At 69.2% G+C, this 25823-nt stretch carries 28 protein-coding genes; 10 read left to right on the forward strand and 18 right to left on the reverse strand.

Annotated features, from left to right (window positions below; all coding sequences use genetic code 11):
• Window positions 1–150 precede the first annotated feature (150 nt).
• From lppU to LOK44_RS23855, 3 genes are all read right to left on the reverse strand, one after another.
• The gene (gene lppU, locus LOK44_RS23845; RefSeq protein ID WP_372481305.1) at window positions 151–639 is read right to left on the reverse strand and encodes an LppU family putative lipoprotein; all 489 of its coding nucleotides are present in this window, start codon (window positions 637–639) and stop codon (window positions 151–153) included.
• A gap of 11 nt (window positions 640–650) precedes the next feature.
• Window positions 651–920 (reverse strand): 30S ribosomal protein S15, encoded by a 270-nt coding sequence (rpsO, locus tag LOK44_RS23850; protein ID WP_237572559.1) that lies wholly within the window; start codon window positions 918–920, stop codon window positions 651–653.
• A 127-nt stretch (window positions 921–1047) separates the two neighbouring features.
• Complete coding sequence (locus tag LOK44_RS23855) at window positions 1048–2028, reverse strand: bifunctional riboflavin kinase/FAD synthetase (RefSeq protein WP_237572561.1); 981 nt, start codon at window positions 2026–2028, stop codon at window positions 1048–1050.
• An 80-nt stretch (window positions 2029–2108) separates the two neighbouring features.
• On the opposite strand from LOK44_RS23855, the gene mntR reads away from it, so the two are divergent.
• Window positions 2109–2810 carry a manganese-binding transcriptional regulator MntR gene (gene mntR / locus LOK44_RS23860; protein WP_237572562.1) on the forward strand — a complete coding sequence of 234 codons (702 nt, stop codon included), beginning with the start codon at window positions 2109–2111 and terminating at the stop codon, window positions 2808–2810.
• Window positions 2811–2981: 171 nt separating this feature from the next.
• Here mntR and LOK44_RS23865 read toward each other — a convergent pair whose 3' ends face one another.
• The gene (locus LOK44_RS23865; protein WP_372481299.1) at window positions 2982–3569 is read right to left on the reverse strand and encodes a TetR/AcrR family transcriptional regulator; all 588 of its coding nucleotides are present in this window, start codon (window positions 3567–3569) and stop codon (window positions 2982–2984) included.
• A 157-nt stretch (window positions 3570–3726) separates the two neighbouring features.
• Here LOK44_RS23865 and LOK44_RS23870 point away from each other — a divergent pair, with 157 nt between their 5' ends.
• Window positions 3727–4161: a type II toxin-antitoxin system Rv0910 family toxin gene (locus LOK44_RS23870; RefSeq protein WP_237572564.1), complete on the forward strand. Its 435-nt coding sequence runs from the start codon at window positions 3727–3729 to the stop codon at window positions 4159–4161.
• Window positions 4162–4178: 17 nt separating this feature from the next.
• Here the strand turns inward: LOK44_RS23870 and truB are convergent, their stop codons facing one another.
• The 3 genes from truB to pptH form a co-directional block, all read right to left on the reverse strand.
• Window positions 4179–5018, reverse strand: coding sequence for a tRNA pseudouridine(55) synthase TruB (gene truB / locus LOK44_RS23875; protein WP_237572595.1), 840 nt, complete (start codon window positions 5016–5018; stop codon window positions 4179–4181).
• Between the two features lie 80 nt (window positions 5019–5098).
• Window positions 5099–5764: a 4'-phosphopantetheinyl transferase PptT gene (gene pptT, locus LOK44_RS23880; RefSeq protein ID WP_237572565.1), complete on the reverse strand. Its 666-nt coding sequence runs from the start codon at window positions 5762–5764 to the stop codon at window positions 5099–5101.
• Between the two features lie 60 nt (window positions 5765–5824).
• Window positions 5825–6811, reverse strand: a complete 987-nt coding sequence (pptH, locus tag LOK44_RS23885) for an ACP phosphodiesterase PptH (protein ID WP_237572566.1) — start codon at window positions 6809–6811, stop codon at window positions 5825–5827.
• A gap of 140 nt (window positions 6812–6951) precedes the next feature.
• Between pptH and LOK44_RS23890 the strand changes: the two genes are divergently transcribed.
• Window positions 6952–7536 carry a DUF3558 domain-containing protein gene (locus LOK44_RS23890; protein WP_237572596.1) on the forward strand — a complete coding sequence of 195 codons (585 nt, stop codon included), beginning with the start codon at window positions 6952–6954 and terminating at the stop codon, window positions 7534–7536.
• Window positions 7537–7569: 33 nt separating this feature from the next.
• Window positions 7570–9219, forward strand: coding sequence for a CocE/NonD family hydrolase (locus LOK44_RS23895; RefSeq protein ID WP_237572567.1), 1650 nt, complete (start codon window positions 7570–7572; stop codon window positions 9217–9219).
• Here the strand turns inward: LOK44_RS23895 and LOK44_RS23900 are convergent.
• Together LOK44_RS23900 and LOK44_RS23905 are read right to left on the reverse strand one after the other, a co-directional pair.
• On the reverse strand, window positions 9208–9756 hold the full coding sequence (locus tag LOK44_RS23900; RefSeq protein WP_308192782.1) for a DUF1802 family protein: 549 nt from the start codon (window positions 9754–9756) through the stop codon (window positions 9208–9210). The two genes, LOK44_RS23895 and LOK44_RS23900, sit on opposite strands and share 12 nt — an antisense overlap.
• On the reverse strand, window positions 9757–10035 hold the full coding sequence (locus LOK44_RS23905; protein ID WP_163918077.1) for a DUF2277 domain-containing protein: 279 nt from the start codon (window positions 10033–10035) through the stop codon (window positions 9757–9759).
• A gap of 30 nt (window positions 10036–10065) precedes the next feature.
• Between LOK44_RS23905 and LOK44_RS23910 the strand changes: the two genes are divergently transcribed.
• Window positions 10066–10851: an enoyl-CoA hydratase gene (locus LOK44_RS23910; protein WP_237572568.1), complete on the forward strand. Its 786-nt coding sequence runs from the start codon at window positions 10066–10068 to the stop codon at window positions 10849–10851.
• On the opposite strand, the gene LOK44_RS23915 is transcribed toward LOK44_RS23910, so the two are convergent.
• Genes LOK44_RS23915 through LOK44_RS23925 form a run of 3 tightly spaced genes read right to left on the reverse strand, consistent with a single transcriptional unit; the run spans window position 10848 to window position 14049 of the window.
• A complete protein-coding gene (locus LOK44_RS23915) occupies window positions 10848–11684 on the reverse strand; it encodes a sugar phosphate isomerase/epimerase family protein (RefSeq protein WP_237572570.1) in 837 nt (278 codons plus the stop codon). The genes LOK44_RS23910 and LOK44_RS23915 overlap by 4 nt on opposite strands.
• Window positions 11681–12877 (reverse strand): dihydrodipicolinate synthase family protein, encoded by a 1197-nt coding sequence (locus tag LOK44_RS23920; RefSeq protein WP_237572571.1) that lies wholly within the window; start codon window positions 12875–12877, stop codon window positions 11681–11683. The genes LOK44_RS23915 and LOK44_RS23920 overlap by 4 nt, the downstream gene beginning before the upstream one ends.
• Window positions 12874–14049, reverse strand: a complete 1176-nt coding sequence (locus LOK44_RS23925; RefSeq protein WP_237572572.1) for a Gfo/Idh/MocA family protein — start codon at window positions 14047–14049, stop codon at window positions 12874–12876. Before LOK44_RS23925 ends, LOK44_RS23920 begins: the two co-directional genes overlap by 4 nt.
• Before the next feature lie 170 nt (window positions 14050–14219).
• Here LOK44_RS23925 and LOK44_RS23930 point away from each other — a divergent pair, with 170 nt between their 5' ends.
• From LOK44_RS23930 to LOK44_RS23945, 4 genes are all read left to right on the forward strand, one after another.
• On the forward strand, window positions 14220–15245 hold the full coding sequence (locus LOK44_RS23930) for a LacI family DNA-binding transcriptional regulator (RefSeq protein WP_237572573.1): 1026 nt from the start codon (window positions 14220–14222) through the stop codon (window positions 15243–15245).
• Between the two features lie 134 nt (window positions 15246–15379).
• Window positions 15380–16255, forward strand: coding sequence for an ABC transporter permease (locus LOK44_RS23935; protein WP_237572574.1), 876 nt, complete (start codon window positions 15380–15382; stop codon window positions 16253–16255).
• A gap of 36 nt (window positions 16256–16291) precedes the next feature.
• The gene (locus LOK44_RS23940; protein ID WP_237572575.1) at window positions 16292–17329 is read left to right on the forward strand and encodes an ABC transporter substrate-binding protein; all 1038 of its coding nucleotides are present in this window, start codon (window positions 16292–16294) and stop codon (window positions 17327–17329) included.
• Window positions 17330–17341: 12 nt separating this feature from the next.
• The gene (locus LOK44_RS23945) at window positions 17342–18151 is read left to right on the forward strand and encodes an ABC transporter ATP-binding protein (protein ID WP_237572576.1); all 810 of its coding nucleotides are present in this window, start codon (window positions 17342–17344) and stop codon (window positions 18149–18151) included.
• Window positions 18152–18212: 61 nt separating this feature from the next.
• On the opposite strand, the gene LOK44_RS23950 is transcribed toward LOK44_RS23945, so the two are convergent.
• Both LOK44_RS23950 and LOK44_RS23955 read right to left on the reverse strand, forming a co-directional pair.
• The gene (locus tag LOK44_RS23950; RefSeq protein ID WP_237572577.1) at window positions 18213–19121 is read right to left on the reverse strand and encodes a hypothetical protein; all 909 of its coding nucleotides are present in this window, start codon (window positions 19119–19121) and stop codon (window positions 18213–18215) included.
• A gap of 176 nt (window positions 19122–19297) precedes the next feature.
• On the reverse strand, window positions 19298–19735 hold the full coding sequence (locus LOK44_RS23955) for a MerR family transcriptional regulator (protein WP_237572578.1): 438 nt from the start codon (window positions 19733–19735) through the stop codon (window positions 19298–19300).
• A 117-nt stretch (window positions 19736–19852) separates the two neighbouring features.
• On the opposite strand from LOK44_RS23955, the gene LOK44_RS23960 reads away from it, so the two are divergent.
• A complete protein-coding gene (locus LOK44_RS23960) occupies window positions 19853–20398 on the forward strand; it encodes a class I SAM-dependent methyltransferase (protein ID WP_237572598.1) in 546 nt (181 codons plus the stop codon).
• Between the two features lie 3 nt (window positions 20399–20401).
• On the opposite strand, the gene LOK44_RS23965 is transcribed toward LOK44_RS23960, so the two are convergent.
• From LOK44_RS23965 to infB, 4 genes are all read right to left on the reverse strand, one after another.
• On the reverse strand, window positions 20402–21730 hold the full coding sequence (locus tag LOK44_RS23965; RefSeq protein ID WP_237572579.1) for an MATE family efflux transporter: 1329 nt from the start codon (window positions 21728–21730) through the stop codon (window positions 20402–20404).
• Between the two features lie 65 nt (window positions 21731–21795).
• Entirely contained in the window at window positions 21796–22797 is a 1002-nt protein-coding gene (locus tag LOK44_RS23970; RefSeq protein ID WP_237572580.1) for a DHH family phosphoesterase, read from the reverse strand.
• The gene (gene rbfA, locus LOK44_RS23975; protein WP_163918090.1) at window positions 22772–23287 is read right to left on the reverse strand and encodes a 30S ribosome-binding factor RbfA; all 516 of its coding nucleotides are present in this window, start codon (window positions 23285–23287) and stop codon (window positions 22772–22774) included. The genes LOK44_RS23970 and rbfA overlap by 26 nt, the downstream gene beginning before the upstream one ends.
• Before the next feature lie 21 nt (window positions 23288–23308).
• A partial coding sequence (gene infB, locus LOK44_RS23980; RefSeq protein WP_237572582.1) for a translation initiation factor IF-2 occupies window positions 23309–25823 on the reverse strand: 2515 nt, incomplete at its 5' end.

The raw sequence follows: 25823 nt of genomic DNA on the forward strand, positions 1-25823 counted from the left end.
ACCGCCCATTCGAGTTCGGGCGCGGGCGGTGACGCACTGGGACTCATCGCGCGGTTCTGCGCGAATCGCACCGATCGTTCGAGCCGATGCGGCTCAAAACATCTTTCATGCTACATGGCGGCTTCGAGCCGACCCCGCAGCGGCGAGAGGTCAGGTCACGTCCTCGACGCACACCGTGAACTGGCGTTCGTCGTACGGGTAACCCACCCCGGTGCTGCACTGATCGACGTTGGCCACGCCGTCCAGGATCTGCGTCGCGCGCTGACGGTGCGGTGCGGACTCGTCATTGCAGTCGACGCGGAACGGATCGGTGGCGTTCTCGGGGTCGATGCTCATGCAACCGCCGACCACCCAGTCGATGTCCATGCAGATCGTGTTGCCGGTTCCGCTGAACGACGACTTCGTCGAGTAGTAGGAATCGACGTCGGTGGGACATCCGTCGGTGTTCTCGACGGTCTCGACCACCTTGAAGTTCGACGCGGTGCTCCCGCAGTCGACCTTGCTGGCCTCCGGGCGGTCGGGCGGTCCCCCGACCTTGAGGCAGTCGCCCACCTGCATGTCCGCTGCGGCCGCCGATGAACAGCCGGTGGTACCGGCGATCAGCAGGCCCGCAGCGACTGCGAGGAGGTGAGCGCGGATGCGCACGTGCGTCAGCGACGCAGTCCCAGGCGCTCGATCAGCGAGCGGTAGCGGGCGACGTCGACGGCGGCGACGTACTTGAGCAGACGACGGCGACGGCCGACGAGCAGCAGCAGACCGCGACGCGAGTGGTGGTCGTGCTTGTGCATCTTGAGGTGCTCGGTGAGGTCGGAGATCCGCTTGGTGAGCAGGGCGACCTGAGCTTCCGGCGAACCGGTGTCGGTCTCGTGCAGGCCGTACTGGCCGAGGATTTCCTTCTTCTGCTCAGCAGTCAAGGACATGATGAACTCCATCTGTTTCAGTCCGCGAGGAACTACGTGAGCGCGGCCGCCGCGAACTGCAGCGCGCGCTGGGTCGCCGGGAAGTCTAGCTCAGCGCAGGCGCAGGCGACGAATCGCTGCTCAGCGGTCAGAAGGTCTCGCGCAGGATCGAGCGGGCGCGTTCGGTGTCACCCTCCATCGCGGTGATGAGTTCGGCGACCGAGTCGAACTTCTCCTGGCCGCGCACCCGTGCAACGAAGTCGACGGCCACGTGCTGGCCGTAGAGGTCGGCTTCGGTGTCGAGGACGAAGGCCTCCACCGTGCGCGTGCGGCCCGAGAACGTCGGGTTGGTGCCCACCGACACCGCGGCCTGATAACGCTCGCCGGGGATCACCGTCCCCACCCCTGGGCCGTGCCCGAGCAACGTGAACCAGGCGGCGTACACGCCGTCGGCGGGGATCGCGGAGTACATCGGTGGGGCCACGTTCGCGGTCGGGAAACCCAGGACCCGGCCGCGCCCGTCGCCGCGCACCACCACGCCCTCGACCCGGTGCGGCCTGCCCAGCGCCTCGGTCGCGGCGCCCATGTCGCCCGCGTCGACACACGACCGGATGTAGGTCGAGGAGAACGTGACCGTCTCGTCGCGCTCCCTGGCCTCGGAGACCAGGTCCATGCTCTCCACCGCGAAGCCGAACCGTTCGCCCGCCTTGCGCAGCATGGCGACGTTGCCTGCCGCCTTCTTGCCGAACGTGAAGTTCTCCCCCACGACGACCTCGACGACGTGCAACCGTTCGACGAGCAGTTCGTGGATGTAGCGCTCGGGCGTGAGCTTCATGAAGTCGGTGGTGAAGGGCATGACGAGGAAGACGTCGATGCCGAGTTCCTCGACGAGTTCGGCACGCCGCGTGAGCGTCGTCAGCTGCGCGGGATGGCTACCCGGGAACACGACCTCCATGGGGTGCGGGTCGAACGTCATCAGGACCGTGGGGATGCCACGGGAGCGTCCGGCCTTGACCGCGTGATTGATCAACTCGGCGTGTCCGCGATGCACACCATCGAACACGCCGATGGTGACGACGCATCTTCCCCAGTCCGTGGGGATCTCGTCCTGCCCCCGCCAGCGCTGCACACCGTCAGCCTACGGCGCGGACGCTCCGGCGGGGTCGCTGGATCCCCGGTTGAGGCGATGATTGCCTAAACTTCTCCGGTGTGAGCCCCGAAGGTAACCCCCGCGACCTGTCGTCGGTGGCTCAGGACTACCTGAAAGTCATCTGGACGGCGCAGGAGTGGTCGCACGAGAAGGTCAGCACCAAGATGCTGGCCGAACGCATCGGGGTGTCGGCAAGCACCGCGTCGGAGTCCATCCGCAAGCTGGCCGATCAGGGCCTCGTCGACCACGAGAAGTACGGCGCCGTGACGCTCACCGACGCCGGTCGCCACGCCGCGCTGGCCATGGTGCGCAGGCACCGGCTCATGGAGACGTTCCTGGTCAACGAACTCGGCTACGGCTGGGACGAGGTGCACGACGAGGCCGAGGTGCTCGAGCACGCCGTGTCCGACCGCATGCTCGATCGCATCGACGCCAAGCTCGGTTACCCCACCCGCGATCCGCACGGTGACCCCATCCCGGCCGCCGACGGCAGAGTGCCGACGCCGCCGGCTCGGCAGCTCTCGGTGTGCATCGACGGCGACGCGGGCACCGTCGCACGCATCTCGGACGCGGATCCGGAGATGCTGCGTTACTTCGACAGCGTCGGCATCAGTCTGGATTCCCGGCTCAAGGTCGTGGCCAGGCGAGACTTCGCGGGCATGATCTCGGTTGCGATCGAGTCGCCGACCGGCTCCGACGTGCCGTCGACCACCGTCGACCTCGGCAACCCCGCCGCCGAGGCGATCTGGGTGGTCGGCTGACGGACGCGGCAGCGTGATCGGCCTCGACCCACCCCGGCCGAGGTGCACGCTTGCCGACCCCTCGCCGCTAAACGCTTTCGGCAAGCGTGCACTCGGCGCTGTACCGCTGCGTCAAAACATACATTCAGAATGGTATCCAAGCAACGGATAGGCAAAGAACTTGCGGATCCGTCAGGAAGACGGCATGCCTTCCTGCGCCAAGGCCTCCCGCAGATCCTTGTTCAGCTTCGAACAGGCCCGGTTCCAGCGCCGACGCGCGCGACCGGGGTCGTCGTCGACGAACCCCGCGACGAGGATGCCGCGCAGTGCATCCATCGCCGTATAGAGGACGTAGCGAAGTTCCTTGTCGTCCGAACGATCCGGTAGCAGGGAGTCGATCGCGGCGAACATCGCACCGTTGACGACCGGTTCGACGCGCGCGACGTGCCCCGCGAGCACCGGATCGGTGCGGCCGGCTATCCAAAGTTCAAGCGTCGCAACGAAGAAGGGGCCCTGATGGGCCTCCCACAGGAAGTCGAGGACCGTGGCCGCGGGATCGGGACTCTCGTGCAGACGACTCAATTCGCGAACCACCGCCTTGGCGCGTTGCTCGGCCAGATGCTCGATCGCGGCGATCACGAGATCTTCCTTGGCCCGGAAGTGGTGAATCTGCGCACCGCGGGTGACGCCAGCAAGCTCGGCGACGCGATGGGTGGTGGTGCCTGCGTAGCCGTAGGTCACCAGACATTCGACGGTAGCGTCGAGCAGGCGCTGCCGCATGGCTGCGCTGCGCTGCGCCTGGGTCCGGCGTGCGACGGGAGTGTCGGCCCGGTCGCGTGTGCTGACCATGACTCACCTCCCCCGATGCGGGTCCTCTCCCGTCAGGTTACCGCCCAAGCGGCAGGTAAGTGGGTGCCCGCCGATTACCATCCTGCGAATGGCGAAACTCGAGCTGTCCCGCAAGTTGGCGCTGTCCCCCGAGAGAGCCTGGACCCACGCATCCGATCTGTCGGGGATGGGTGACTGGCTGAGCATGCACCAGGGGTGGCGCTCCGATCTCCCCCAGGAACTCGAGGTCGGGACCATCGTGGTCGGCGTCGCCGGCGCCAAGGGCTTCCGCAATCGCGTCACATGGACGATCCAGAAGGTCGACCCGCCGCGACTGCTCGAGATCACCGGCGACGGGGTCGGCGGCACCAGGTACAAGCTGGCGCTGCAGGTGTCGCCGGCCAAGGAGGGATGTTCGTTCAGCGTGAAGATCGACCTCGGCGGTGCGCCGCTGTTTGGCCCCGTCGGCATGGCCGCGTCGCGCGCGGTCAAAGGCGACATCGAACGGTCGATCAAGAAGTTCGAAGAGCTCTACGCTTCCTGACCGATCGGCCCACAGCCCTACAGCGTCGCGGGCCGGACGACGACCACCGACTTCGTGCGGGCGCCCTCGTCGATCAGCAGGGCGACGACGTCGCCGTCGGGTGCGGTCGCGGCGTAGATGCCCTCGATCCCCGCGGCCGTCAGCGCCCGTCCGTGCCGCGCGGACTCCGCTTCCTCGGCGAGGAGTTCGCGGCGTGGGAACGACTGCAGGCAGGCGTCGTCGAGCGTCAGGCTCAGCCGCGGCGCGTCGGCCAGCTCGTCGAGTGTCCGCGCGCGGTCGAGCCCGAACCCGCCGACCCGGGTTCTGCGCAATGCCGTGAGGTGACCACCGACGCGCAGCGCTGCGCCGACGTCGCGCGCGAGCGCCCGGACGTAGGTGCCCGACGAGCAGTCGACCTCGACGTCGACGTCGACCACCTCACCGTTGCGCCGCACGGCCAGCACGTCGAACCGATCGATCCGGACCCGGCGCGCCGCCAACTCCACCGACCGCCCTTCGCGCGCCAGCTTGTAGGCGCGTTCACCGCCAACCTTTATCGCGCTGACCGCCGACGGCACCTGGTCGATCTCGCCGCGCAGCGGGGCCACCGCCGCGTCGATCGCGTCGTCGGTCAGGTGACCGGCCGGAATCGTCTGCAGGAGTTCGCCTTCGGCATCCTCGGTCGACGTCGACTGCCCGAGCCGGATGGTCGCCGCGTACGACTTGTCCGTCGCCGTCAGCAATCCGAGGATCTTCGTCGCCCGCTCGATGCCCACCACGAGCACGCCGGTGGCCATCGGGTCCAGCGTTCCGGCGTGACCCACCTTGCGCGTGCCGAACAGCCGCCTGCACCGCCCGACGACGTCGTGACTGGTCATGCCCGCCGACTTGTCCACGACCACGATGCCCGGCGCCGGTGCTTTCTCCCCGGTCGCTGCGCTCCTGCCCGCCGACCCGCTCACAGGACGATTGCCGTCAGCGCCAGCCCGTCGCGTACCGACCACCGGCCGCGCAGCACCTCCAGCGGTGGCCCGTGTTCCGCAACGGGATCGATCAGGACCCGCGACACGAACGTTCCCGCGGTACCGGAGCCGTCGACCTCGAACGAGATGCGCGCATCCTCGAACCCCAGCCACCGGTGCGTCAGCGGGAACCACGTCTTGTACGTGGCCTCCTTCGCGCAGAACAGGATTCGATCCCAGTGCAGGTCGCCGCGCAGCGCCCCCAGCTGAGCACGCTCCTCCGGCAGGCTGATCGCATCGAGCACCCCCTTGGGCAACACGTCGTGCGGCTCGGCGTCGATGCCGACCGACCGGACGTCCGACGACCACCCGACCACGGCCCCGCGAAACCCCTCGCAGTGCGTCAGGCTACCCACCACGCCCTCGGGCCAGCAGGGTTCGCCCTTGTCTCCCTTGAGGATCGGGACGGGGCCGACGCCCAGTTCACCGAGCGCCTGCCGGGCGCAATACCGCACGGTCACGAACTCGTTGCGGCGCTTGGCGACCGACCGCGCGACGAGCGGCTCCTCCTCCGGCAGCGGAGCGATGTCGTCGGGATCGGAGTACAGCTCGGCGGCGACGACGCGCGGGGTCAGTACCCCGGACAGCAGGGTGTTTTTCATCGGTGCTGTCTCCTCTTCGCGCAAGCGCTCATCGGTGTTGTCTCCTCTTCGCGCAAGCGCTCATCGGTACCGCCGCTCGCGAATCCTCTGCTCCATCTTCTGCGCATTCGCCCGCATCTCCGGGGTGATCTCGAAGTGACCGCCGAAGTCGTTGAGGTACCCGGCCGGATAGTTCGGGTCGGGCAGGATCTGCCGCAGCCAGCGATAGGGCTTGCGGCGCCGCCACTCTCGCGGGTAGCCCACCGAGACCTCTTCGAAGCGCACGCCGTCGTACCACGTGGTGCGCGGGATGTGCAGGTGGCCGTACACCGAGCAGATGGCGTTGTATCGGGTGTGCCAGTCCGCGGTCGCGGTCGTCCCGCACCACATCGCGAACTCCGGGTAGAACATGGCGTCGCAGGGTTCGCGGACCATCGGGAAGTGGTTCACCAGGATGGTGGGCGTCATCCAGTCGAGGTCCTCGAGCTTCTTGCGCGACGTCGCCACCCGGTCGCGGCACCACGCGTCGCGGGTGGCGTAGGGCTCGGCCGACAGCAGGAACTCGTCGGTGCCGACGACGTTGCGTTCCCGGGCGACGGCCAGACCCTCGGCCTTGGTCGCCGTGCCCTCGGGCAGGAACGAGTAGTCGTAGAGCAGGAACAGCGGCACGATCGTCGCCGGGCCGCCCCCCTCGGTCCACACGGGGAACGGGTGCTCGGGGGTGACGATGCCCATCTGGTCGCACATGTCGACGAGGTAGTCGTAGCGCGCCTTCCCGAAGATCTGCATCGGGTCCTTCTGGGTGGTCCACAACTCGTGGTTGCCGGGCACCCAGATCACCTTGGCGAACCGCTTCCGCAGCAGATCCAGCGACCAGCGGATGTCGTCGGTGCGCTCTGCGACGTCCCCGGCCACGATCAGCCAGTCATCCGGCGACGCCGGGTACAGCGACTCGGTCACCGGCTTGTTGCCCGTGTGGCCGATGTGCAGGTCGCTCACCGCCCACAGCGTCGGACGTCGGTGCGGGTCCGACGACGGACCTCGGTGTTCTCCAGTTGGCGCAGACACAACCGACCAGCGTACTTGCGTGGCCGCACCGCGCTCACCTGGCAACTAGAACATGTTCTGGTTTCCGGGCCTCGGCGACCGCGCGGACTTGTAGACTCCCCGCAATGGCCGACGACCGCGAGGGACGCACACCAATGCGAATGAGCGCCAAACTGCGCCTGCTGTCGGCGGCGTGCGCGCTGTTCGCGGCCGTCATCGTCGTCTGCCAGGCGAACCCGCTGGCCGGGTCGGACCTCGGCCGCGTCGACCTGCGCTCCACGTCGGCGCCGATGACCGGGGTGTCGTCGACGATCAAGTGGCCGGTGATCGAGACCGTGGACCCCAAGCCGTTCGATCCGTGCGCCGAGATCCCCATCGACGTCATCGAGCGCCTGGGCCTCGGGTTCACCCCGCCCATCCCCGAGGACGGGCTGCGCTGCCACTACGACGCGGGCAACTATCAGATGGCCGTCGAGGCGTTCGTCTGGCGAACGTACGAGGCGACGCTGCCTCCCGACGCCGTCGAACTCGACATCCAGGGCCACCGCGCGGCGCAGTTCTGGATCATGAAGCCGACCGACTGGAACAACCGGAACTGGATCACCTGCATGATCGCCTTCAAGACCAGCTACGGCGTCCTGCAGCAGTCCATCTTCTACGCACCGGTCTACTCCGCCAATGACGTCGACTGCCTGCAGACGAACATCCAGCGGGCCAACGAACTGGCGCCGTACTACAAGTTCTAGGGGCACGGCCGGGCGGATGCGTAGCCTGCAGACGTGCCTTCCGGAACCACTGCCGCCCGATTCGCCTCGAAGAGCCTCGCCCGTCTGCTGACCGTTCCACCGCCGACGTCCGACGTCACCGTGGAGCGTGGACTGCGCGTCCCGATGCGCGACGGCGTCGAACTGGTCGCCGACCACTTCGTGCCGAACACCTCGTCGCCTGCGGGCACGATCCTGGTGCGCGCGCCGTACGGCCGCCGGTTCCCGTTCTCAGCGCTGTACGGCTCCGTCTACGCCGCGCGCGGCTACCACGTCGTGTTCCAGAGCGTGCGCGGCACGTTCGGCTCCGGCGGCGACTTCATGCCGATGGTGCACGAGGTGGAAGACGGCGCCGACACCGTCGCGTGGCTCCGCGACCAGCCGTGGTTCACCGGCTCGTTCGCGACGATGGGCCTGTCGTATCTCGGGTTCACGCAGTGGGCGCTGATGATGGATCCGCCGCCGGAGTTGAAGGCGGCAATAGTGTGCGTCGGACCACACGACTTCAGCACCGCAACCTGGGGCACGGGCGCGTTCACCGTCAACGACTTCCTCGGCTGGAGTGACATGGTGTCGCACCAGGAGGAACCCGGTCGCGCGAAGATGCTGTTGCGCCAGGCGCGGTCGAACGCCGTGATCCGCCGCGCGGCCGACGAGGCGCCGCTGGGAGCGTCGGGCCGCACCCTGCTGGCGACCGGCGCCCCGTGGTGGGAGTCGTGGATCGCCGAGCCCGAGCGCGATCCGGTGTTCTGGGACCGCGTCCGCGTTGGCGCCGCACTCGACCGCGTCGAGGTGCCGGTGCTGCTGATCAGCGGATGGCAGGACCTGTTCCTCGAGCAGACGCTCCAGCAGTACGCGCACCTGCGCGACCGCGGCGTGCCGACGGCGTTGACGGTCGGTTCGTGGACGCACTCCCAGGTGATGACCAAGGGCGCACCCACGGTGCTGCGGGAGTCGTTGCAGTGGCTCGACGAACACCTCGCCGAACGGACGGTGCCGCCGCGCGCCCGGGTCCGGATCGACGTGCACCGCAGCGGCTGGCAGGAGCTGCCGGACTGGCCCCCTGCGACGACCGAGCACACGCTGTACCTGCAGCCCGCTCACCGCCTGTCCGACGTGCCGGCCAGCGCCGACGCTCCCGCAACCCGATTCACCTTCGACCCCGCCGATCCCACACCGACCGTGGGCGGTCGCCTGCTCTCACCGCAGGGTGGATATCGGGACGACAGCAGCCTGGCGCTGCGCGGCGACGTCGCGGACTTCACCGGCGAGCCGCTATCCGAGGATCTCTACGTGCTGGGCACGCCGGTCGTCGAACTCGAGCACGGATCGGACAACCCGCACTGCGACGTGTTCGTCCGCCTCAGCGAAGTCGATCCAAAGGGTGTGTCGCACAACGTGAGCGACGGCTTCCGCAGGCTCGCGCCGGGCACGACCGACTCACCGAAGACGGTGCGGCTCGAACTCGATGCCGTCGCGCACCGGTTCTCCGCGGGGTCACGGGTGCGGGTGCTCGTCGCAGGAGGGTCGCACCCCCGCTTCGTCCGCAACCTCGGCACCGGCGAGCCGGTCGACACCGGGACCCGGATGCAACCGGCTACCCACGAGATCCACCACGGCGGATCGAAGATCGTTCTGCCCGTTGGCGATTCCTCAACCGACTGAGGCACGCACCCGATCGGCGACGGCCGCCAGCGTGGCCTCGTCGTGCACCGGGGCGCCCAAGGACGGGTCGACGTCGAGGTCCACCCAGCTCTTGCACCCGGCGTAGTCGGGCGTCCTGCGCACCGTGACGGGGGTGACGAGCGGGCGCACCGAGACCACCAGCACGGTCAGCCGGTGCTTGGGCCGGAAGTCCACCCGGTCGGCGCGGACGGACTCGTCGGTCCAGATGTGGGTGTCGGCGATGGCCGCGAGCGCCTCGGGCCTGTCGACCGCGACGGCGGCCACGACGGAGGCACCGGCCCGCAGCACCAGCGTCGACTCGGTGCTGTCGGATGCCGACGCGTCGAGCAGGTCGCGGTGTTCGGGCCGGACGCGTTCGGCGTGACCGTGCGCGATGGTCGGGAAGAAGACGAACTCCGAAGCGGTGAGGTCGAACCGCTTCTCGCCGATGCCGCCCTTGCGCAGCAGCACCGTCTGGCGGCCGTCGAGCATCGCGTGTACGGCCGCACTCCACTCCTTGAGCGCAGGGGTGGCCACTCAGCCGCCGGCCGCTCGGGCCTCGATGCGTGCGCGCACCTCGGGCCTGCGCAGCGGCGGGATCGTCTTGGGTGGCTGCCGACGCGCGGGGAGTTCCGCCAGCAGCCGCATCGTGGTCGCGGTGACCTCGGCGACGGCGGTCTCGAATGCGGTCTCGTTGGCCGCCGTCGGACGGGTGATGCCGCTGACCTTTCGGACGTACTGCCTGGCGGCGGCCTCGACCTCTTCGTCAGTGGCCGCGGGCTCCAGCCCGCGCAACTCGGTGATGTTCCGGCACATGGTCCAACCATAGGTCGATACGGTGGCCCCGTGCCCGACACCGACGACTCTCACGACAGCACGGACTCCTACGTCCTACTGATCGAGACCACCGACCGCATCCGGACGCTGACCCTCAACCGGCCGCGCGCGCGCAACGCGCTGTCGGCGGAACTGCGCACCCGGTTCTTCGCGGCACTCGGCGACGCCGAGCGCGACGACGACGTCGACGTCGTCATCGTCACCGGCGCCGACCCCGTGTTCTGCGCCGGGCTCGATCTCAAGGAACTCGGTGACACCACCGAGCTGCCGGACATCACGCCGAAGTGGCCCGCGATGCGCAAGCCGGTGATCGGCGCCATCAACGGCGCTGCCGTGACCGGTGGACTCGAGCTCGCGCTCTACTGCGACATCCTGATCGCCTCCGAGCAGGCACGGTTCGCCGACACCCATGCCCGCGTCGGGCTGCTGCCGACCTGGGGGTTGAGCGTCCGGCTGCCGCAGAAGGTCGGCGTCGGCATGGCGCGACGGATGAGCCTGACAGGCGACTACCTCTCGGCGAGCGACGCGCTGCGGGCGGGTCTGGTGACCGAGGTGGTGCCGCACGACGAGTTGCTGGCCACCGCACGCCGGGTGGCATCGTCGATCACCGGCAACAACCAGAAGGCCGTTCGTGCGCTGCTGGAGTCCTATCACCTCGTCGACGACCAGCAGACCAGCGCCGGACTCTGGATCGAGGCCACCTCGGCGACCCGCTGGATGCGCGAGACCTCCGGTGACGACGTCGCCGCCAGCCGTGCCGCGGTGTTCGAGCGCGGCCGCGAGCAGGTGCGCTAGTCCGTCCCGCCGAGGCTGGGCAGCACCAGCTTTCGGTACCGCCGCTTCATGGTCTCGACCACGTCGCGCGGGTCGCTGGCCCACACGTCGTCGTTGAAGATCTCGACCTCGACGTCGCCGCGGTAGCCGGCGGCGGTCACCATCTCGGTGATCGACGCGAAGTCGATGACGCCGTCGCCCATCATGCCGCGCGACATCAGCGGGTCGGCCGCCATCGGTACCAGCCAGTCGCAGATCTGATAGCTGCTGATCCGGCCCTGGGCGCCCGCCTCGGCGACCCGAGCCCGAAGGTCCGGGTCCCACCAGACGTGGAAGGTGTCGACGACCACGCCCACGACGTGGGCGGGATGCGGTGCCGCCAGCGCGAGGGCTTGGCCCAGCGTGGAGATGACGGCACGGTCGGCGCAGTACATCGGGTGCAGGGGTTCCAGCGCCAGGCGCACGCCGCGGTCGGCGGCGTACGGCACCAGCGCAGCCAGCCTGTCGGCCAGTCGCGCCCGCGCGCCAGGCAGGTCGCGGTCCGGTATACCGCCTGCGACCACGACCAGTTCGGGCGCGCCGAGCGTTGCGGCTTCGTCGATCGCACGCCGGTTGTCCTCGACTGCTCCGTCGTCGAAGCCTGTGAGGAACCCGCCGCGGCAGAGACTGGAGGCACGGATGCCGTTGTTCCGCAGTATTTTCGATGCCTGGTCTATACCCGCTTCGGCCACCCGGTCGCGCCACAGCCCGACGGCGGGCAGCCCCGCCGCCGCGGCGCCCTCGACGGCCTCGCGCAGAGTCCAGGCGTTGGTGGTCTTGGTGTTCAGTGAGAGCCGGCCGAACGAGGCGCTCACTGCCCGATTCCGTTCACGCCGAGGAACAGCCGCATCCGATGGGCCGCGAGGTCGGGGTCGGCGAGCAGTCCGGCGCGGTCGGCCAGCACGAAGAGCCGGGACAGGTGGGGCACCGACCTGCCGCCGGCCAGACCCCCGACCATCGCGAAGCCGGGCTGACGGCCGTTGAGCCAGGCCAGGAACGCTATGCCGGTCTTGTAGTAGTAGGTGGGTGCCTCGAACACGTGTCGCCCCAACTCCTGGGTCGAGTCCAAGATCGCGCGGGCGCGTTCGGTGTCGCCGGCGTCGAGTGCCTGCAGCGCCGTGGACGCCGCCGGGTAGATGGCGGCGAAGATGCCCAGCAGCGCGTCGGAGTGCCCTCGGTCGTCGCCGACGATCAGTTCGGGATAGTTGAAGTCGTCGCCGGTGTAGAGCCGTACGCCATCGGGAAGTGCACGGCGCAGCGCGATTTCGTGATCGGCGTCGAGCAGGGACACCTTGACCCCGTCGACGTTGTCGGCGTGTTCTTCGATCAGGCGCAGGAAGGTCGCGGTGGCCGAGTCCACGTCGGTGCTGCCCCAATAGCCGCGCAGCGCGGGGTCGAACATCTCCCCCAGCCAGTGCAGGACGACGGGCCGGTCCACGTGGGCCAGCAGCGTCTGGTACACGGTCAGGTAGTCCTCCGGCGACTGCGCGGCCGCCGCCAGCGCCCGGGACGCCATCACGACGACACGGGCACCCGCGCCTGCGACGACGTCGATCTGCTCGCGGTAGGCATCGCCGATCATGCGCAACCCCGCCACCCCGGACGGAACGTCGGCGAGACGCAGTTGGTCGGTACCTGCGCCGCATGCCAGCCGTCCACCCGACATCGCGGCTTCCTCGCCGCTGCGTCGGATCAACTCAGCGGTGGCGTCCCAGTCCATGCCCATGCCGCGCTGGGCGGTGTCCATGGCGTCGGCGACGCCCAGCCCGTACGACCACAGTTCGTGGCGGTAGGCCAGCGTGGCGTCCCAGTCGAGGTCGGCGGGCGCGCCGGGTGCGTTGTCGGCCATGGTGCGCGGTACGACGTGCGCTGCGGCGTAGGCGATCCGGGACCGGATCGGCCCATTGGGTTTGCGCCACGGACCCGGTGCGCCGAGGCGGTGCGTGCGCAGTTCGCCGTCGAGGGGAAGGGTGACGACGAGGTCGGTCGGCGCGTCGGTGAGCGTCACAGCGCGATCTCCGGCACCTCGACGCGGACGCCGCGAGCGGAGCTGGTGAGCCCGAGTTCGGCGAGTTGCACGCCGCGCGCTGCCGACAGCAGCCCGAAGCGGTGCGGGCGGCCTGCGACGACGTCGCGCAGGTACTCCTCCCACTGCAACTTGAACCCGTTGTCCAGGTCACCGTTGGCGGGCACCTCGAGCCACTGATCGCGGAACTTCTCGGTGACCGGCAGGTCGGGGTTCCACACGGGTTTCGGGGTGTGTGCGCGCTGCTGTGCGACGCAGCGCCGCAGCCCGGCGACCGCGGACCCGTGGGTGCCGTCGATCTGGAATTCGACGAGTTCGTCGCGGTAGACGCGCACGGCCCACGACGAGTTGATCTGGGCGATGATCCCGCCCTCGATCTCGAAGATGCCGTAGGCGGCGTCGTCGGCCGTCGCGGGATAGGCAGTCCCGGACTCGTCCCAGCGCGTGGGGATGTGGGTGACGGCCTTCGCGGTGACGGCTCGCACGGTGCCGAGCAGGCCCTCCATCACGTAGTTCCAGTGGCAGAACATGTCGACGGTGATGCCGCCGCCGTCCTCGGCGCGGTAGTTCCAGCTGGGGCGTTGCGCGGCCTGGCCGTCGCCTTCGAAGACCCAGTAGCCGAACTCGCCGCGCATCGAGAGGATCCGGCCGAAGAATCCTTCGTCGACCAGGCGACGGAGCTTGACCAGCCCCGGGAGGTAGAGCTTGTCGTGCACGACGCCGGCGACCACGCCCGCATTCTCCGCCATCCGCGCGAGTTCGATTGCCTCGGTAAGGGTCTCGGCGGTGGGCTTCTCGGTGTACACGTGCTTGCCCGCCTTGATGGCGGCGGTCAGCGCCTCGACGCGGCGTGAGGTGACCTGGGCGTCGAAGTACACGTCGACCGACGGGTCGGCGATCACCGATGCGGCGTCAGTGGTCCAGTGTTCGATGCCGTGCTCGGCGGCCATGTCGGCGAGCCGATCGGCGTTGCGCCCGACCAGGATCGGTTCGACGTCCAGGCGCGTGCCGTCGTCGAGGGTGAGCCCCAAGTCGCGCAGCGGCAGGATCGAGCGGACGAGATGCTGGCGGTACCCCATCCGGCCGGTCACGCCGTTCATCGCGATGCGAAGAGTCCGGCGGCCTGCGTGGCGTGCGGTGGTGGAAGAAGACATGTGAGTGTGCCCCGTCTGATGGGCGCGGACGTATGCGACGCCGCGCGAATGCGGTCGGTTGCACTTCGGAATGCGCTTTCCACGCTAAGCTGCCGAAGCGCGGCGGTCAAGCGTCGCGCCGGATCCGTGTCGATCCGTCAGCCGGACCCCGGACGTGAAGGACGCAGCAGATGGCGGTGACCCTGCAGGACGTGGCCGCGCGGGCGGGAGTCTCGCAGGCCACCGCGTCGCGCGTGCTCAACGGGTCGGCACGCGTTCCCGGCGAAGGCGTCGCCGACCGGGTCCGCACTGCCGCCCGCGAACTCGGATACGTCCCAAATGCTCAGGCCCAGGCGCTCGCCCGCGCTTCGACCGGCCTGCTGGGGCTGATCGTGCACGACATCGCGGACCCGTACTTCTCGTCGATCGCCCGCGGCGTGCAGTTCGCCGCCAGAACGGCCAACAAACAGGTCTTGCTGGCCAGCACCGACCGGGACTTCGACATCGAGCGCGACGCGGTCAGCACGTTCATCTCGCACCGCGCCGACGCCATCGTGCTGGCGGGTTCCCGTCAGAGCGGAGACCTCGACCGCGACCTGGAGACCGAGTTCGGCCGCTACCGGGCCAACGGCGGGCGCGTCGTGGCGATCGGGCAGCCGCTCGCGTTCGGCGGTGCCGTCGAGCCCGAGAACCACTACGCCTCAGGTCAATTGGCCGATGCCCTGATCGAGGCCGGGCACCAGCGGTTCGCCGTGATCGGCGGGCCCGGCAACATCCGCACGTCGGTGGACCGTCGCAACGGCTTCGTCGAGACCCTGGCCAGGCGCGGGCTCACCCCACTGGTCGAGGTATCCGGCGACTTCACCCGCGACGGAGGCCATTCCGCGGCTCATCGCCTGGCCGCGGCGTTGCAGGTGACCGCCGATTCCGGGACTCCGCCGGTGTGCGTCTTCGCCGTCACCGACGTCATGGCCATCGGTGCGATCGCGGCGTGGCGCGACCTCGGCCTGAGCGTGCCGCGCGACGTCTGCATCGCCGGCTTCGACGACATCCCGACACTGCGCGACCACACCCCCAGCCTGTCGACCGTGGCGTTGCCACTGGAGGAGATCGGTACGCGCGCCGTCGAATTGGCGTTGCGAACCGACGGCGACGCCGACGATCTGCGCGAGCGGATCCCCGGCCACGTGATCCTGCGCGACAGCACACGCCTCTGATCAGCGCGAACGCGCCGGACACGGCGGGGGCGTTGACAGTGTGGGCTGCATCACGTTATCGTCGGCCTTGCTTCGGAAAGCGCATTCCCAACGGGTAGTGACATCGCCCGAGCCCTTCGAACTTAGGACTGTCCATGGCCGTTACCGCTCCGGCCGGGCTGCGCGACACCGCGCAGCCGGTCTCGCAGCCGGCATCACGACGACCGCGCCGCCCATCGTTCTCCCCACGTGCCACCCTGTCGAACTTCTGGCGCCCGATGGCCCTGTTGGCCGCGCTGCTGGCGGGCTGGTGGGCCGTGACGGAGGCCGAACTGGTCGCGCCCTACATCCTCCCGTCACCGGCCGACACGTGGGCCACCGCCCGGGAGAACGCCGCCTACCTGGCCGAGAACACCTGGGTGACCACCTGGGAGACGGTGATCGGCTTCGCGATCGCGGCCGTCTTCGGCGTCCTGATGGCCGTCGTGATGGTGTACTCCTCGAACGTGGAGAAGACGGTCTACCCGTTGATCCTCTTCGCACAGGTGGTGCCCAAGATCGCGATCGCGCCGCTGTTCATCGTGTGGCTCGGCTTCGGCCCCTCGCCGAAGATCCTCGTCGCCGTGCTGATGGCGTTCTTCCCGGTCGTCATCTCGTGCCTCGCAGGCTTGCGCACGGTGGATCCCGAGATCCTCGAACTCACCTCGACGATGGGTGCGAGCCGTTTCAAGACCTTCATGAAGATCCGGTTCCCTGCCTCGCTGCCGCAGCTCATGTCCGGCCTGAAGGTCGCTGCCACGCTCGCCGTGACCGGCGCCGTGGTGGGCGAGTTCGTCGGCTCCAACGAAGGACTCGGTTACGTGATCCTGCAGGCGAACGGGAACGTCGACACCGCAATGCTGTTCGCCGCCCTGATCATCATGTCCTTCCTGGGCATCGTGCTCTTCGCCATCATCGAGATCGCCGAGAAGCTGCTCATCCCCTGGCATTCCTCACGACGCGCCGCGTCATCGACCACCCACGCCGTCTGATTCTCCCCGCCGTCTGACCCAACCAAGGAGACACCCATGACGTTCACCCGACGCCGCGCCGTCGCCATCGCCGCGGCGGCCACCGCCACCGCTCTGACCCTGACCGCCTGTGGCGGGAGTAGTTCGGAGAGCACCGATTCCGCCGACGGATCAGCCGCCCCGGCGACGCTGATGCTCAACTGGTACCCCTACGGCGAGCACGCGCCGTTCTACTACGGCGTGGAGAAGGGGATCTTCGCCAAGCACGGCGTCGACCTGACGATCGACGCCGGCCAGGGCTCCACCAAGACCGTGCAGGCCGTCGGCTCCCAACAGACCGACTTCGGCTGGGCCGACACTCCCGCGGTGCTGAGCAACATCGACAAGGGCGTCGACGTCAAGAGCGCCGGGGTCTACCTGCAGACCACGCCGTCGGCCGTGCAGGTGTTCGCGGACTCCGGGATCGCCACACCGCAGGACCTCGTCGGCCGCACCATCGCCGTCTCCGCCGGTGACGCGCCCACCACGACGTTCCCGATCTTCCTCGACAAGGTCGGCATCGCCGACGACCAGGTCAAGCAGCAGAGCCTCGACGCGGCGGGCAAGATGGCCGCGATGCTCTCGGGCCGCGTCGACGGCCTGATCGGCTTCGCGCACGACCAGGGGCCGACGATCGCGAACAAGAGCGGCCGCGAGGTGCGCTACCTCCGCTACTCCGACGCCGGCCTCAACTTCTACAGCAACGGGCTGATCGCGAACACCAAGACGATCGCCGACGACCCGGAACTGGTGCAGGCCATGGTCGACGCCACCAGCGAGGCGTACGCCGCCGCGGCAGCCGACCCGCAGGGTGCCGTCGACGCCATGGCGGGCAAGGACCCGCAGATGCCGCCGCGCGAAGTGCTGCTCGAGCAGTGGCAGCAAACCATTCCGCTACTGAGCACTCCCGCCACGGCGGACAAGGCGCCCGGCGTCAACGCCGAGGAGGACTGGACGGCCACCATCGCCACCCTCAACCAGGCCGGCCTGCTGGAGACGGCGAAGAGCCCGTCGGAGTACTGGGACTCGTCCTTCGCTCCGCGCGGCGAGCAGTAGGAGCGGACGCAGATGAGCACCGCCATGATCGACACCGAGACCGGCGTGACGCCGGCGGCGATCTCCATCGCCGACCTCACCGTCACCTTCTCGTCCAAGCGCGGCACCACCACCGCGCTCGAGGACATCGACCTCACCGTGGCCGATGGCGAATTCGTCACGATCGCAGGTCCTTCCGGCTGCGGGAAGTCGACGCTGCTGAAGGTCATCGCAGGCCTCACCGACTCCACCCGGGGTGAGGTCAAATTGCGAGGCCGCGACGTCCGCGGGCCGCAGCGCGAGATCGGCTACGTCTTCCAGCGCGCAGCCCTGCTGGAATGGCGCAGCGTGCGCAAGAACATCCTGCTGCAGGCTGAGATGCGCGGGATGTCACGCCAGGCCGCAGCGCGCCGCTGCGACCACCTGCTCGAGATGACCGGACTGACCGGGTTCGAGAACGCCATGCCGTACGAGCTTTCCGGCGGTATGCAGCAACGGGTTTCACTGTGCAGGGCGCTGCTGCACGAACCCGACGTGCTGCTCATGGACGAGCCCTTCGGCGCACTCGATGCGTTGACGCGCGAGAAGATGAACGTCGAGCTGCACCGGATCTGGCTCGAGACCAAGACCACCGTCGTCCTGGTCACCCACTCCGTCGCCGAGGCGGTGTACCTGGCCAACCGCGTCGTGGTGATGAGCCCGCGTCCCGGCCGGATCGTCGAGACACTCGACGTCGACCTGTCGGGGCATCGGGACTACGCCGAGACGATGGAACGCCCGGAGTTCATCCACGTCGCCAACCGCGTGCGCGAACTGCTGGGCAGCGCTTCGGCTGCCGACTGATCGCGTGGTGACGGCGATCCGCCCCGCTCGACAGACGAGCGGGGCGGATTCGTTGGTGCGCTCAGCCGCTCACGTTCTGAGTGGACTCGCCGATGGTCACCTGCTTGCCGTCATAGGTGGCGGTGCACTTCACGGTCGCTCGGTAGCTGACCAATGGTGGTGGCCACAACAGGTCGGTGATGCTCCCGGTGCTGTTCGCACCGACGCTGATATTCCTGTTCACCGATCCCGGTCCGATGAGCCCGCTCGTTCTCGTTGCGGTGTAGGCGCATTCGGCCGGCAGCGCCGACTTGTTCGAAACCGTCACGTTCGCGTTGAGCCCCTGCCTGGTGACGCTGAGCGTGACGGCATTCGTCGGGCCTTGGCACTGCTGGCCGGCCGGGACGTCCGGCGTAGCCGATCCTGGCGGGCACGTCTTCGGCGGCACCGCTGCGCACTGGCCGAGGCTTGCGGCTTCAGGCGTCGGCGACCCCGCGGGACATCTCACACTCACCTTCTTCGGCACGCACTGCTGGCCTGCCGGGACCTCGGCCTGTTCGAAGTTGCCGGCCGGGTTGCACTTGACCGTCTGGGCAGCCGGAGGGGTGTACGTGTAGTTCGACCACGCGCCGCAATCATCGCTGCCGAACGTCGACTTGCGGCAACCTTGGACTGCGTAGTCGAATCCCTCGGACGTGTTGATGGTCTGCGTCGTGGTGTTACCGCACGCCTTGCTGAGTTCGGCTTGGGGGCCACCATTGACCTTGGTGTGCACGACGTCTCCGGCTAGGTCTTCGAACACTCGGGGGCAACCCGCGATGGTGCACACCACCTGGCCACCGGACTGCGTGCAGTTCACGTCATAGCCGTTCGGCTGCGGGACGGCGCTCGCGTTCGGCATCGGCGACAACGTCGGCGACATCGCCGGCGTCACCAGTACGACCCCGAGAATGCACGCCGCCGCGGCAAGCACACCACATAGTCTGGACATTCGAGTTCTCTTCACATCTCCCCCTTGATGCAGGCGCTGAGCGCACAGTGGAACTGGCCGAATGCGCTCCAAGACCACACACCTGGCACGCTGTGCGGAGCCTATGGCGGCTCGACGGTCGGATTAATCGGGTGTTTCCCTACACTTTGGGATTCGGGCACGACGACGCCGGCGTGTCAGCCCTCCACCGGACCCGAGTGCTGCTCCGCGATCTGCTCCACGGTCGCCCCGTCGACCAACCGGTCCAGGGCGCCGATCATCGTGGCGCACTCCCGGGCCGGATGCTCGGTCGGGCAGTTCAGCGCATGGGTCAGGAAGTCCTTGGCACCCTGGGCCTGTGCGATCACCCGGTCGAGTTCGGCGATCTGGTCGCGGATCGTCGCGCGCCACTGTTCGCTCGGGGCGTCGAGCACCTCGGCGGCCGCGTCCAGCGGCAGGCCCAACCGGTGCGCGATCTTGAGGAATGCCAGGCGGCGCATCTCCTGGGGCCCGTACATGCGCTTACCGGCCCGACGTGCCACCGGTCTGACCAACCCCCGGTCGTCGTAGTAGCGCAGCGCCGACGGCCGCATCCGCAGCCGCGCCGCCGCCTCGCCGATCGAGATCGCGTCCATACGCCATTTGACTTCAACCCGGCTTGAACCGGCAAGGTCGAATCCGTGAGTGAGCCAGCGTCGCCCCAACCCGTCAACCACCATGCCGACCACCCCGGTTTCGCCGGCGTCGGCGGAATGCTCTGCAGTCTGGTCTTCCTGCTCGTAGGCCGCGCCAACGCGAGGCTCGCCGTCTCGCTCGCCCGCCCGGCGGCGGGCGACCACGTCGTCGACGTCGGATGCGGGCCCGGCACCGCCGCTCGGGCCGCAGCGCGTCGCGGCGCCCGCGTCACCGGTGTCGACCCCGCCGCGACCATGCTGCGGATGGCGCGCGCCGTCACCCGCCGCCAGGACGTCACGTGGGCCGAGGGCTCGGCCGAGGCACTACCCGTCGCCGACGGTACGGCGACCGTCGTATGGGCGCTGGCCACGGTGCACCACTGGCGCGACGCGAATGCCGCTGTCGCCGAGGCATACCGGGTGCTGCGGCCGGGTGGACGCCTGCTCGCGATCGAACGCCAGACGACCCGGGACGCGACCGGCCTGGCCAGTCACGGCTGGACCCGCGAGCAGGCCGAGTCCTTCGCCGCGCTGTGCCGCACCACCGGCTTCGTCGACGTCGACGTGCGCGGCGAACGGGCCGGGCGACGCGAGTTGTGGGCGGTCATCGGTCACCGCGCATGACGCTCAACCCGTGCCCGCCACCAACCACCGGCCGGAGGCGGCGCGCCAGCCGACGAACACCAGGCGCAGCACCATGAAGGTGGTCAGCCCCGCCCAGATGCCGAGCAGCCCCCAGCCGAACGCCAACGACAGCCAAATCGGCGGCAGGAAACCAATCAGGGCGGACGCCAGGGTGGCGTTGCGCATGAATTTCGCGTCCCCCGCCCCGAGCAGTACGCCGTCGAGCGCGAAGACGATGCCCGCCACCGGAAGCTGCGCCACCAGGAACCACCACGGAACGTCGATCTCGTCGAGCACGGAACGGTCGCTGGTGAACAGCGTCGGCACCACCGAGGCGCCCGCCGCGAACGCCGCGGCCAGCACCGCGGCTGCCAGGGTCGAGAACACCGTCACCCGCCATGCGACGGACTTCGCGTGCGCGAGCTGACCCGCGCCCAGTGCCGCGCCGACCAGCGATTGCGCCGCGATGGCAAGGGAATCGAGCACCAGCGCAAGGAAGCTCCACAGTTGCAGCACCACCTGATGCGCTGCGACCGCGGCCGCCCCGAACCGCGCGGCGACGGCTGCCGCCGAGACGAAGCAGGCCTGAAAGGCCAACGTGCGCACCAGCAGATCGCGACCCATCACCACCTGGGCGCGCAGGATGCCGACGTCGATGCGCAGCGGAACGCCCTCGGCGAGCAGCGCCCGACAGAACAGCAACGCCGCCAGCCACTGCCCCACCAGATTGGCCACGGCCGAGCCTGCCAGCTCCAGCCGGGGCATCCCCAGCCAGCCGTAGACGAGCAGCGGGCACAGCACGGCCGACACCGCGAAGCCGAACACCACGAAGCGCAGCGGCCGCACGGTGTCCTGCACCCCGCGCATCCAGCCGTTGCCTGCCAGCGAGATCAGGATGGCAGGCGCTCCGAATATCGCGACCCGAAGCCACGGCAGTGCCTGAGCGGCGATCTCGCCGCCATCGGCGATCACGCCGAGCAGCGGCACCGCGCAGACCTGCACCACCGCCACGACCAGCAGACCCAGCCCGACGGCGAGCCACGTCGCCTGCACGCCTTCGCCCACGGCCGAATCCCGTTCGCCCGCACCGAAGTAGCGTGCCGAGCGCGCCGTCGTGCCATAGGACAGGAACGTCAACTGCGACGCCACCAGCGACAGGATCAGCCCACCGATCGCCAGGCCTGCCAGCGCCAGCGCGCCGAGGCGGCCAACGACCGCGAGGTCGAACAGTAGATACAGGGGCTCGGCCGCGAGAACGCCGAGCGCGGGAAAGGCGAGTCCCGCGATGCGCCGGCCGGTGGCCGGCGTCAGCGGGTCGGGGCCCTCAGCCAAGTCGCGCGTCGACAGGGTCGGCCAAGGCACCGGAGCCGACGTCGGCCAATGCTCCGGAGCCCACGTCAGCCGAGCGCACGGGTCAGTGCCTCGACGACGTCATCGGCACGTCCGGTGGCGCTGAACCCGGCGGCCAGCCGGTGCCCACCCCCACCGAAACCGCTTGCCACCGAGGCCAGGTCGACCTCGGACTTGGAGCGCATCGACACCGACCACTGCTGCGGCTCGATCTCCTTGAACACCGCGGCGACCTCGGCCTGGGAGGTGGTGCGCACGATGTCGACGATGCTCTCCACTTCCTCGGGCCTGGCGCTGGACCATTCCTGATGCGGCACCACGGCGTAGACGAAACCGAGGCCGCCGACGGCCGCGGGCACCAGGCACGCCGACGCAAGCACCCGCGACAGCATCGGCAGCCACGAGAACGGGTGCGTGTCGAGCAACGTCCGGCTGATCGAGGCATTGTCCACCCCGAGTTCGATCAGCCGCGCCGCCAGGCGGTGCGCCCGCGCCGACGCCCACCGGAACGATCCGGTGTCGGTGGTCAGGCCCGCATACAGGCAGTGCGCCACCGGCACGTCGATGCGCTCGTCCCACGCGTCGAGCAGTTCGGCGACGAGCATCGTCGTCGAATCGGCCGTCGGGTCCACGTAGTTGGCAGTGCCGAAGAGCAGGTTCGATGCGTGGTGGTCGATCACCAGCACCTCGCGGCCCTCGTCGGCGAGCCCGCTCAACGCACCGAGGCGGTTGGGGCTGGGGATGTCGACGGTGACCACCAGATCGGGGTCCCGGCGCATTGCCTCCGGCGCCACCAGCAGGTGACCGCCTGGCAGGGTCTGCAGGGACTCCGGCAGCTCCGCCGGCGCGGCGAAGCCCACCTCGACGGCCTTGCCGGAACGCTCCAGAACCAACGCAAGGGCAAGGCCGGCGCCGATGGTGTCCGCGTCGGGAAAGACGTGACACACCACGGCAACTCGGCTCGCCGCAGCGAGCAGTGCCGCCGCGCCGTGCGCATCGACACGGGTCGCGGCGACGTCCCGCTCAGTCGTCGGTTCTATCGCGGTCACCGGTGTCCTCAGGGTCGAAGTCGTCGTCAAGCACGTCAGGCTCCCCGTCCGATTCCTCTCCCCCCGTCACACGGTACGGGTCCGCGTCGCCCGCGGGCTTGGCGCCTTCCCGAATCCGTGCCAGGTCGGCGTCCGCTGCCCGCGCACGGGCGAGCAATTCCTCCATGTGTTGCGCCGTGTCCGGCACCTTGTCGAGCACGAACGACAGCGTCGGCGTGAACCGCACACCCGTCGCAGCGCCGACCTTGCTGCGCAGCGTGCCCTTGGCACGGGTCAGAGCCGCAGCCGCACCCTCGTAGTCGGGCTCGTCCTGCAGCGTCTCACCGCGCACCGTGTAGAACACCGTCGCATCGTGCAGGTCACCCGTCACCTTCGTGTCCGTCACGGTCACGAACGCCAACGGGGGATCCTTGATCTCGAACTCGATCGCCGAGGCCACGACGGTGCCGATGCGCTTGGCGAGCCGTTTCGCGCGAGCCGGGTCAGCCATGGAAAACCGCCTCGGTCGTCATCACGTGCGCGCTTTTTCGACCAACTCGTAGGCCTCGATGATGTCGCCTTCCTTGATGTCGTTGTAGCTCAAGGTAAGACCACACTCGTAACCGTCGCGCACCTCGGTGACGTCCTCCTTTTCGCGCCGCAGCGACTGGATCGTAACCGTCTCCGCGATCACGATGTTGTCGCGCAGCAGACGCGCCTTGGCGTTGCGTCGGACGATGCCCGAGGTGACGAGGCAGCCTGCGATGTTGCCGACCTTGGACGACCGGAACATCGCGCGGATCTCGGCGCGGCCGAGTTCCTTCTCCTCGTAGATCGGCTTGAGCATGCCGCGCAGAGCAGCCTGGATCTCGTCGATGGCCTGGTAGATCACCGAGTAGTACCGGATCTCGACGCCTTCGCGGTTGGCCAGCTCGGTGGCCTTGCCCTCCGCGCGGACGTTGAAGCCGATGATGATCGCATCCGAGGCCGACGCCAGGTTGACGTTGGTCTCGGTGACGCCACCGACACCGCGGTCGATGACGCGCAGTTCGACCTCGTCGTCGATCTCGATGCCCAGCAGGGCTTCCTCCAGCGCCTCGACGGTGCCGGAGTTGTCGCCCTTGAGGATCAAGTTCAGCTGGCTGGTCTCCCTCAGGGCCGAATCCAGGTCCTCGAGGCTGATCCGCTTACGGCTACGCGCGGCCAGGGCGTTGCGCTTGCGCGCGCTGCGCCGGTCCGCGATCTGACGGGCGATCCGGTCCTCGTCGACCACGAGCAGGTTGTCGCCTGCACCTGGCACCGACGTGAAGCCGATGACCTGGACGGGCCGCGACGGCAGTGCTTCCACCACGTCGTCGCCGTGCTCGTCGACCATTCGGCGGACGCGTCCGTAGGCGTCGCCTGCCACGATCGAGTCGCCGACCCGCAGGGTGCCGCGCTGGATGAGCACGGTCGCCACGGGACCACGGCCACGGTCGAGGTGAGCCTCGATCGCGACGCCCTGGGCCTCCATGTCGGGGTTGGCGCGCAGGTCGAGTGCCGCGTCTGCGGTCAACAGCACCGCTTCGAGCAGGGCGTCGATGTTCGTGCCCTGCTTGGCCGAGATGTCGACGAACATGGTGTCGCCACCGAAGTCCTCCGCCACCAGGCCGTACTCGGTGAGCTGACCACGGATCTTGGCCGGGTCGGCGCCCTCCTTGTCGATCTTGTTGACCGCCACCACGATCGGCACGTCAGCGGCCTGCGCGTGGTTGATCGCCTCGACCGTCTGCGGCATGACGCCGTCGTCGGCCGCGACCACCAGGATCGCGATGTCGGTGGCCTTCGCGCCACGGGCACGCATGGCGGTGAACGCCTCGTGACCGGGGGTGTCGATGAAGGTCACCAGTCGCTCGTTGCCGTCCAGCTCGGTCAGCACCTGGTAGGCGCCGATGTGCTGGGTGATGCCGCCGGCCTCGCCCTCGCGGACGTTGGCCTGGCGGATCGAGTCGAGCAGTCGGGTCTTGCCGTGGTCGACGTGACCCATGACGGTGACCACCGGCGGACGGAACTCGAGGTCGTCCTCGCCGCCCTCGTCCTCGCCGTAGGTGAGGTCGAAGGACTGCAGCAGTTCGCGGTCCTCGTCCTCGGGCGACACGACCTGGACGACGTAGTTCATCTCGCTGCCGAGCAGCTCGAGGGTCTCGTCACCTACCGACTGGGTAGCGGTGACCATCTCGCCGAGGTTGAACAGCGCCTGCACCAGCGATGCCGGGTTGGCGTTGATCTTGTCGGCGAAGTCGACCAGCGACGCGCCGCGGGCCAACCGGATGGTCTCGCCGTTGCCGTGCGGCAACCGCACGCCACCGACGACCGGTGCCTGCATGTTCTCGTATTCGGCGCGTTTCGCCCGCTTCGACTTGCGGCCACGACGAACGGCGCCACCGGGGCGACCGAACGCACCCGCTGCACCGCCACGCTGACCGGGACGACCACCGCCGCCACCACCGCCGGGCCTGCCGCGGAAACCGCCAGCAGCTGCACCGCCGGCACCGGCACCGGCACCACCGCCGGGTCCGCCACCGCGGTAGTTGCCGCCACCACCGGCGCCAGGAGGACCACCGGGACGACCGCCGCCGCCACCGGGTCCGCGGCCGCCGGGGCCGGGACGGGGACCGCCGGGACGACCCATGGCGCCTGGCCGTGCGCCGGGCGGGCGCGGAGGCATGTTGCCGGGCGTCGCGCCGGGACGCGGGCCACCACCGGGACGCGGGCCACCGGGACCTGCGCCGGGACGCGGGCCACCGGGGCCTGCCGCACCGGGACGCGGAGCCGGACGCTCGACCGGCTGCTGCGACGAGAAGGGGTTGTTGCCGACGCGCGGCGTGCGCGCCGCGGGCTTGGGTGCACCTGGCCGCGGACCCGGCGTCGGGCCTGCGGGGCGCGGGGCCTCACTGGCGGCAGGCGCTGCCGGAGCGGCGGGCGCTGCCGGAGCGGCGGGTGTCGCCGGTGCGGCGGGCGCGGCCGGAGGTGCGGGCGGGTCGATGCCTTGCTCGATCGCCGCCTTC

Source organism: Mycolicibacterium lacusdiani (genome assembly GCF_021916785.1).
Lineage (GTDB): Bacteria > Actinomycetota > Actinomycetes > Mycobacteriales > Mycobacteriaceae > Mycobacterium > Mycobacterium lacusdiani.

Coding starts and splice junctions, on each gene's coding strand:
- rpsO (WP_237572559.1), bottom strand. CDS start 920: ATGTCCTTGACTGCTGAGCAGAAGAAGGAAATCCTCGGCCAGTACGGC.
- LOK44_RS23865 (WP_372481299.1), bottom strand. CDS start 3,569: ATGCGGCAGCGCCTGCTCGACGCTACCGTCGAATGTCTGGTGACCTAC.
- LOK44_RS23870 (WP_237572564.1), top strand. CDS start 3,727: ATGGCGAAACTCGAGCTGTCCCGCAAGTTGGCGCTGTCCCCCGAGAGA.
- truB (WP_237572595.1), bottom strand. CDS start 5,018: ATGACCAGTCACGACGTCGTCGGGCGGTGCAGGCGGCTGTTCGGCACG.
- pptT (WP_237572565.1), bottom strand. CDS start 5,764: ATGAAAAACACCCTGCTGTCCGGGGTACTGACCCCGCGCGTCGTCGCC.
- LOK44_RS23890 (WP_237572596.1), top strand. CDS start 6,952: ATGAGCGCCAAACTGCGCCTGCTGTCGGCGGCGTGCGCGCTGTTCGCG.
- LOK44_RS23905 (WP_163918077.1), bottom strand. CDS start 10,035: ATGTGCCGGAACATCACCGAGTTGCGCGGGCTGGAGCCCGCGGCCACT.
- LOK44_RS23925 (WP_237572572.1), bottom strand. CDS start 14,049: ATGTCTTCTTCCACCACCGCACGCCACGCAGGCCGCCGGACTCTTCGC.
- LOK44_RS23930 (WP_237572573.1), top strand. CDS start 14,220: ATGGCGGTGACCCTGCAGGACGTGGCCGCGCGGGCGGGAGTCTCGCAG.
- LOK44_RS23935 (WP_237572574.1), top strand. CDS start 15,380: ATGGCCGTTACCGCTCCGGCCGGGCTGCGCGACACCGCGCAGCCGGTC.
- LOK44_RS23940 (WP_237572575.1), top strand. CDS start 16,292: ATGACGTTCACCCGACGCCGCGCCGTCGCCATCGCCGCGGCGGCCACC.
- LOK44_RS23945 (WP_237572576.1), top strand. CDS start 17,342: ATGAGCACCGCCATGATCGACACCGAGACCGGCGTGACGCCGGCGGCG.
- LOK44_RS23950 (WP_237572577.1), bottom strand. CDS start 19,121: ATGTCCAGACTATGTGGTGTGCTTGCCGCGGCGGCGTGCATTCTCGGG.
- LOK44_RS23955 (WP_237572578.1), bottom strand. CDS start 19,735: ATGGACGCGATCTCGATCGGCGAGGCGGCGGCGCGGCTGCGGATGCGG.
- LOK44_RS23960 (WP_237572598.1), top strand. CDS start 19,853: ATGCTCTGCAGTCTGGTCTTCCTGCTCGTAGGCCGCGCCAACGCGAGG.
- rbfA (WP_163918090.1), bottom strand. CDS start 23,287: ATGGCTGACCCGGCTCGCGCGAAACGGCTCGCCAAGCGCATCGGCACC.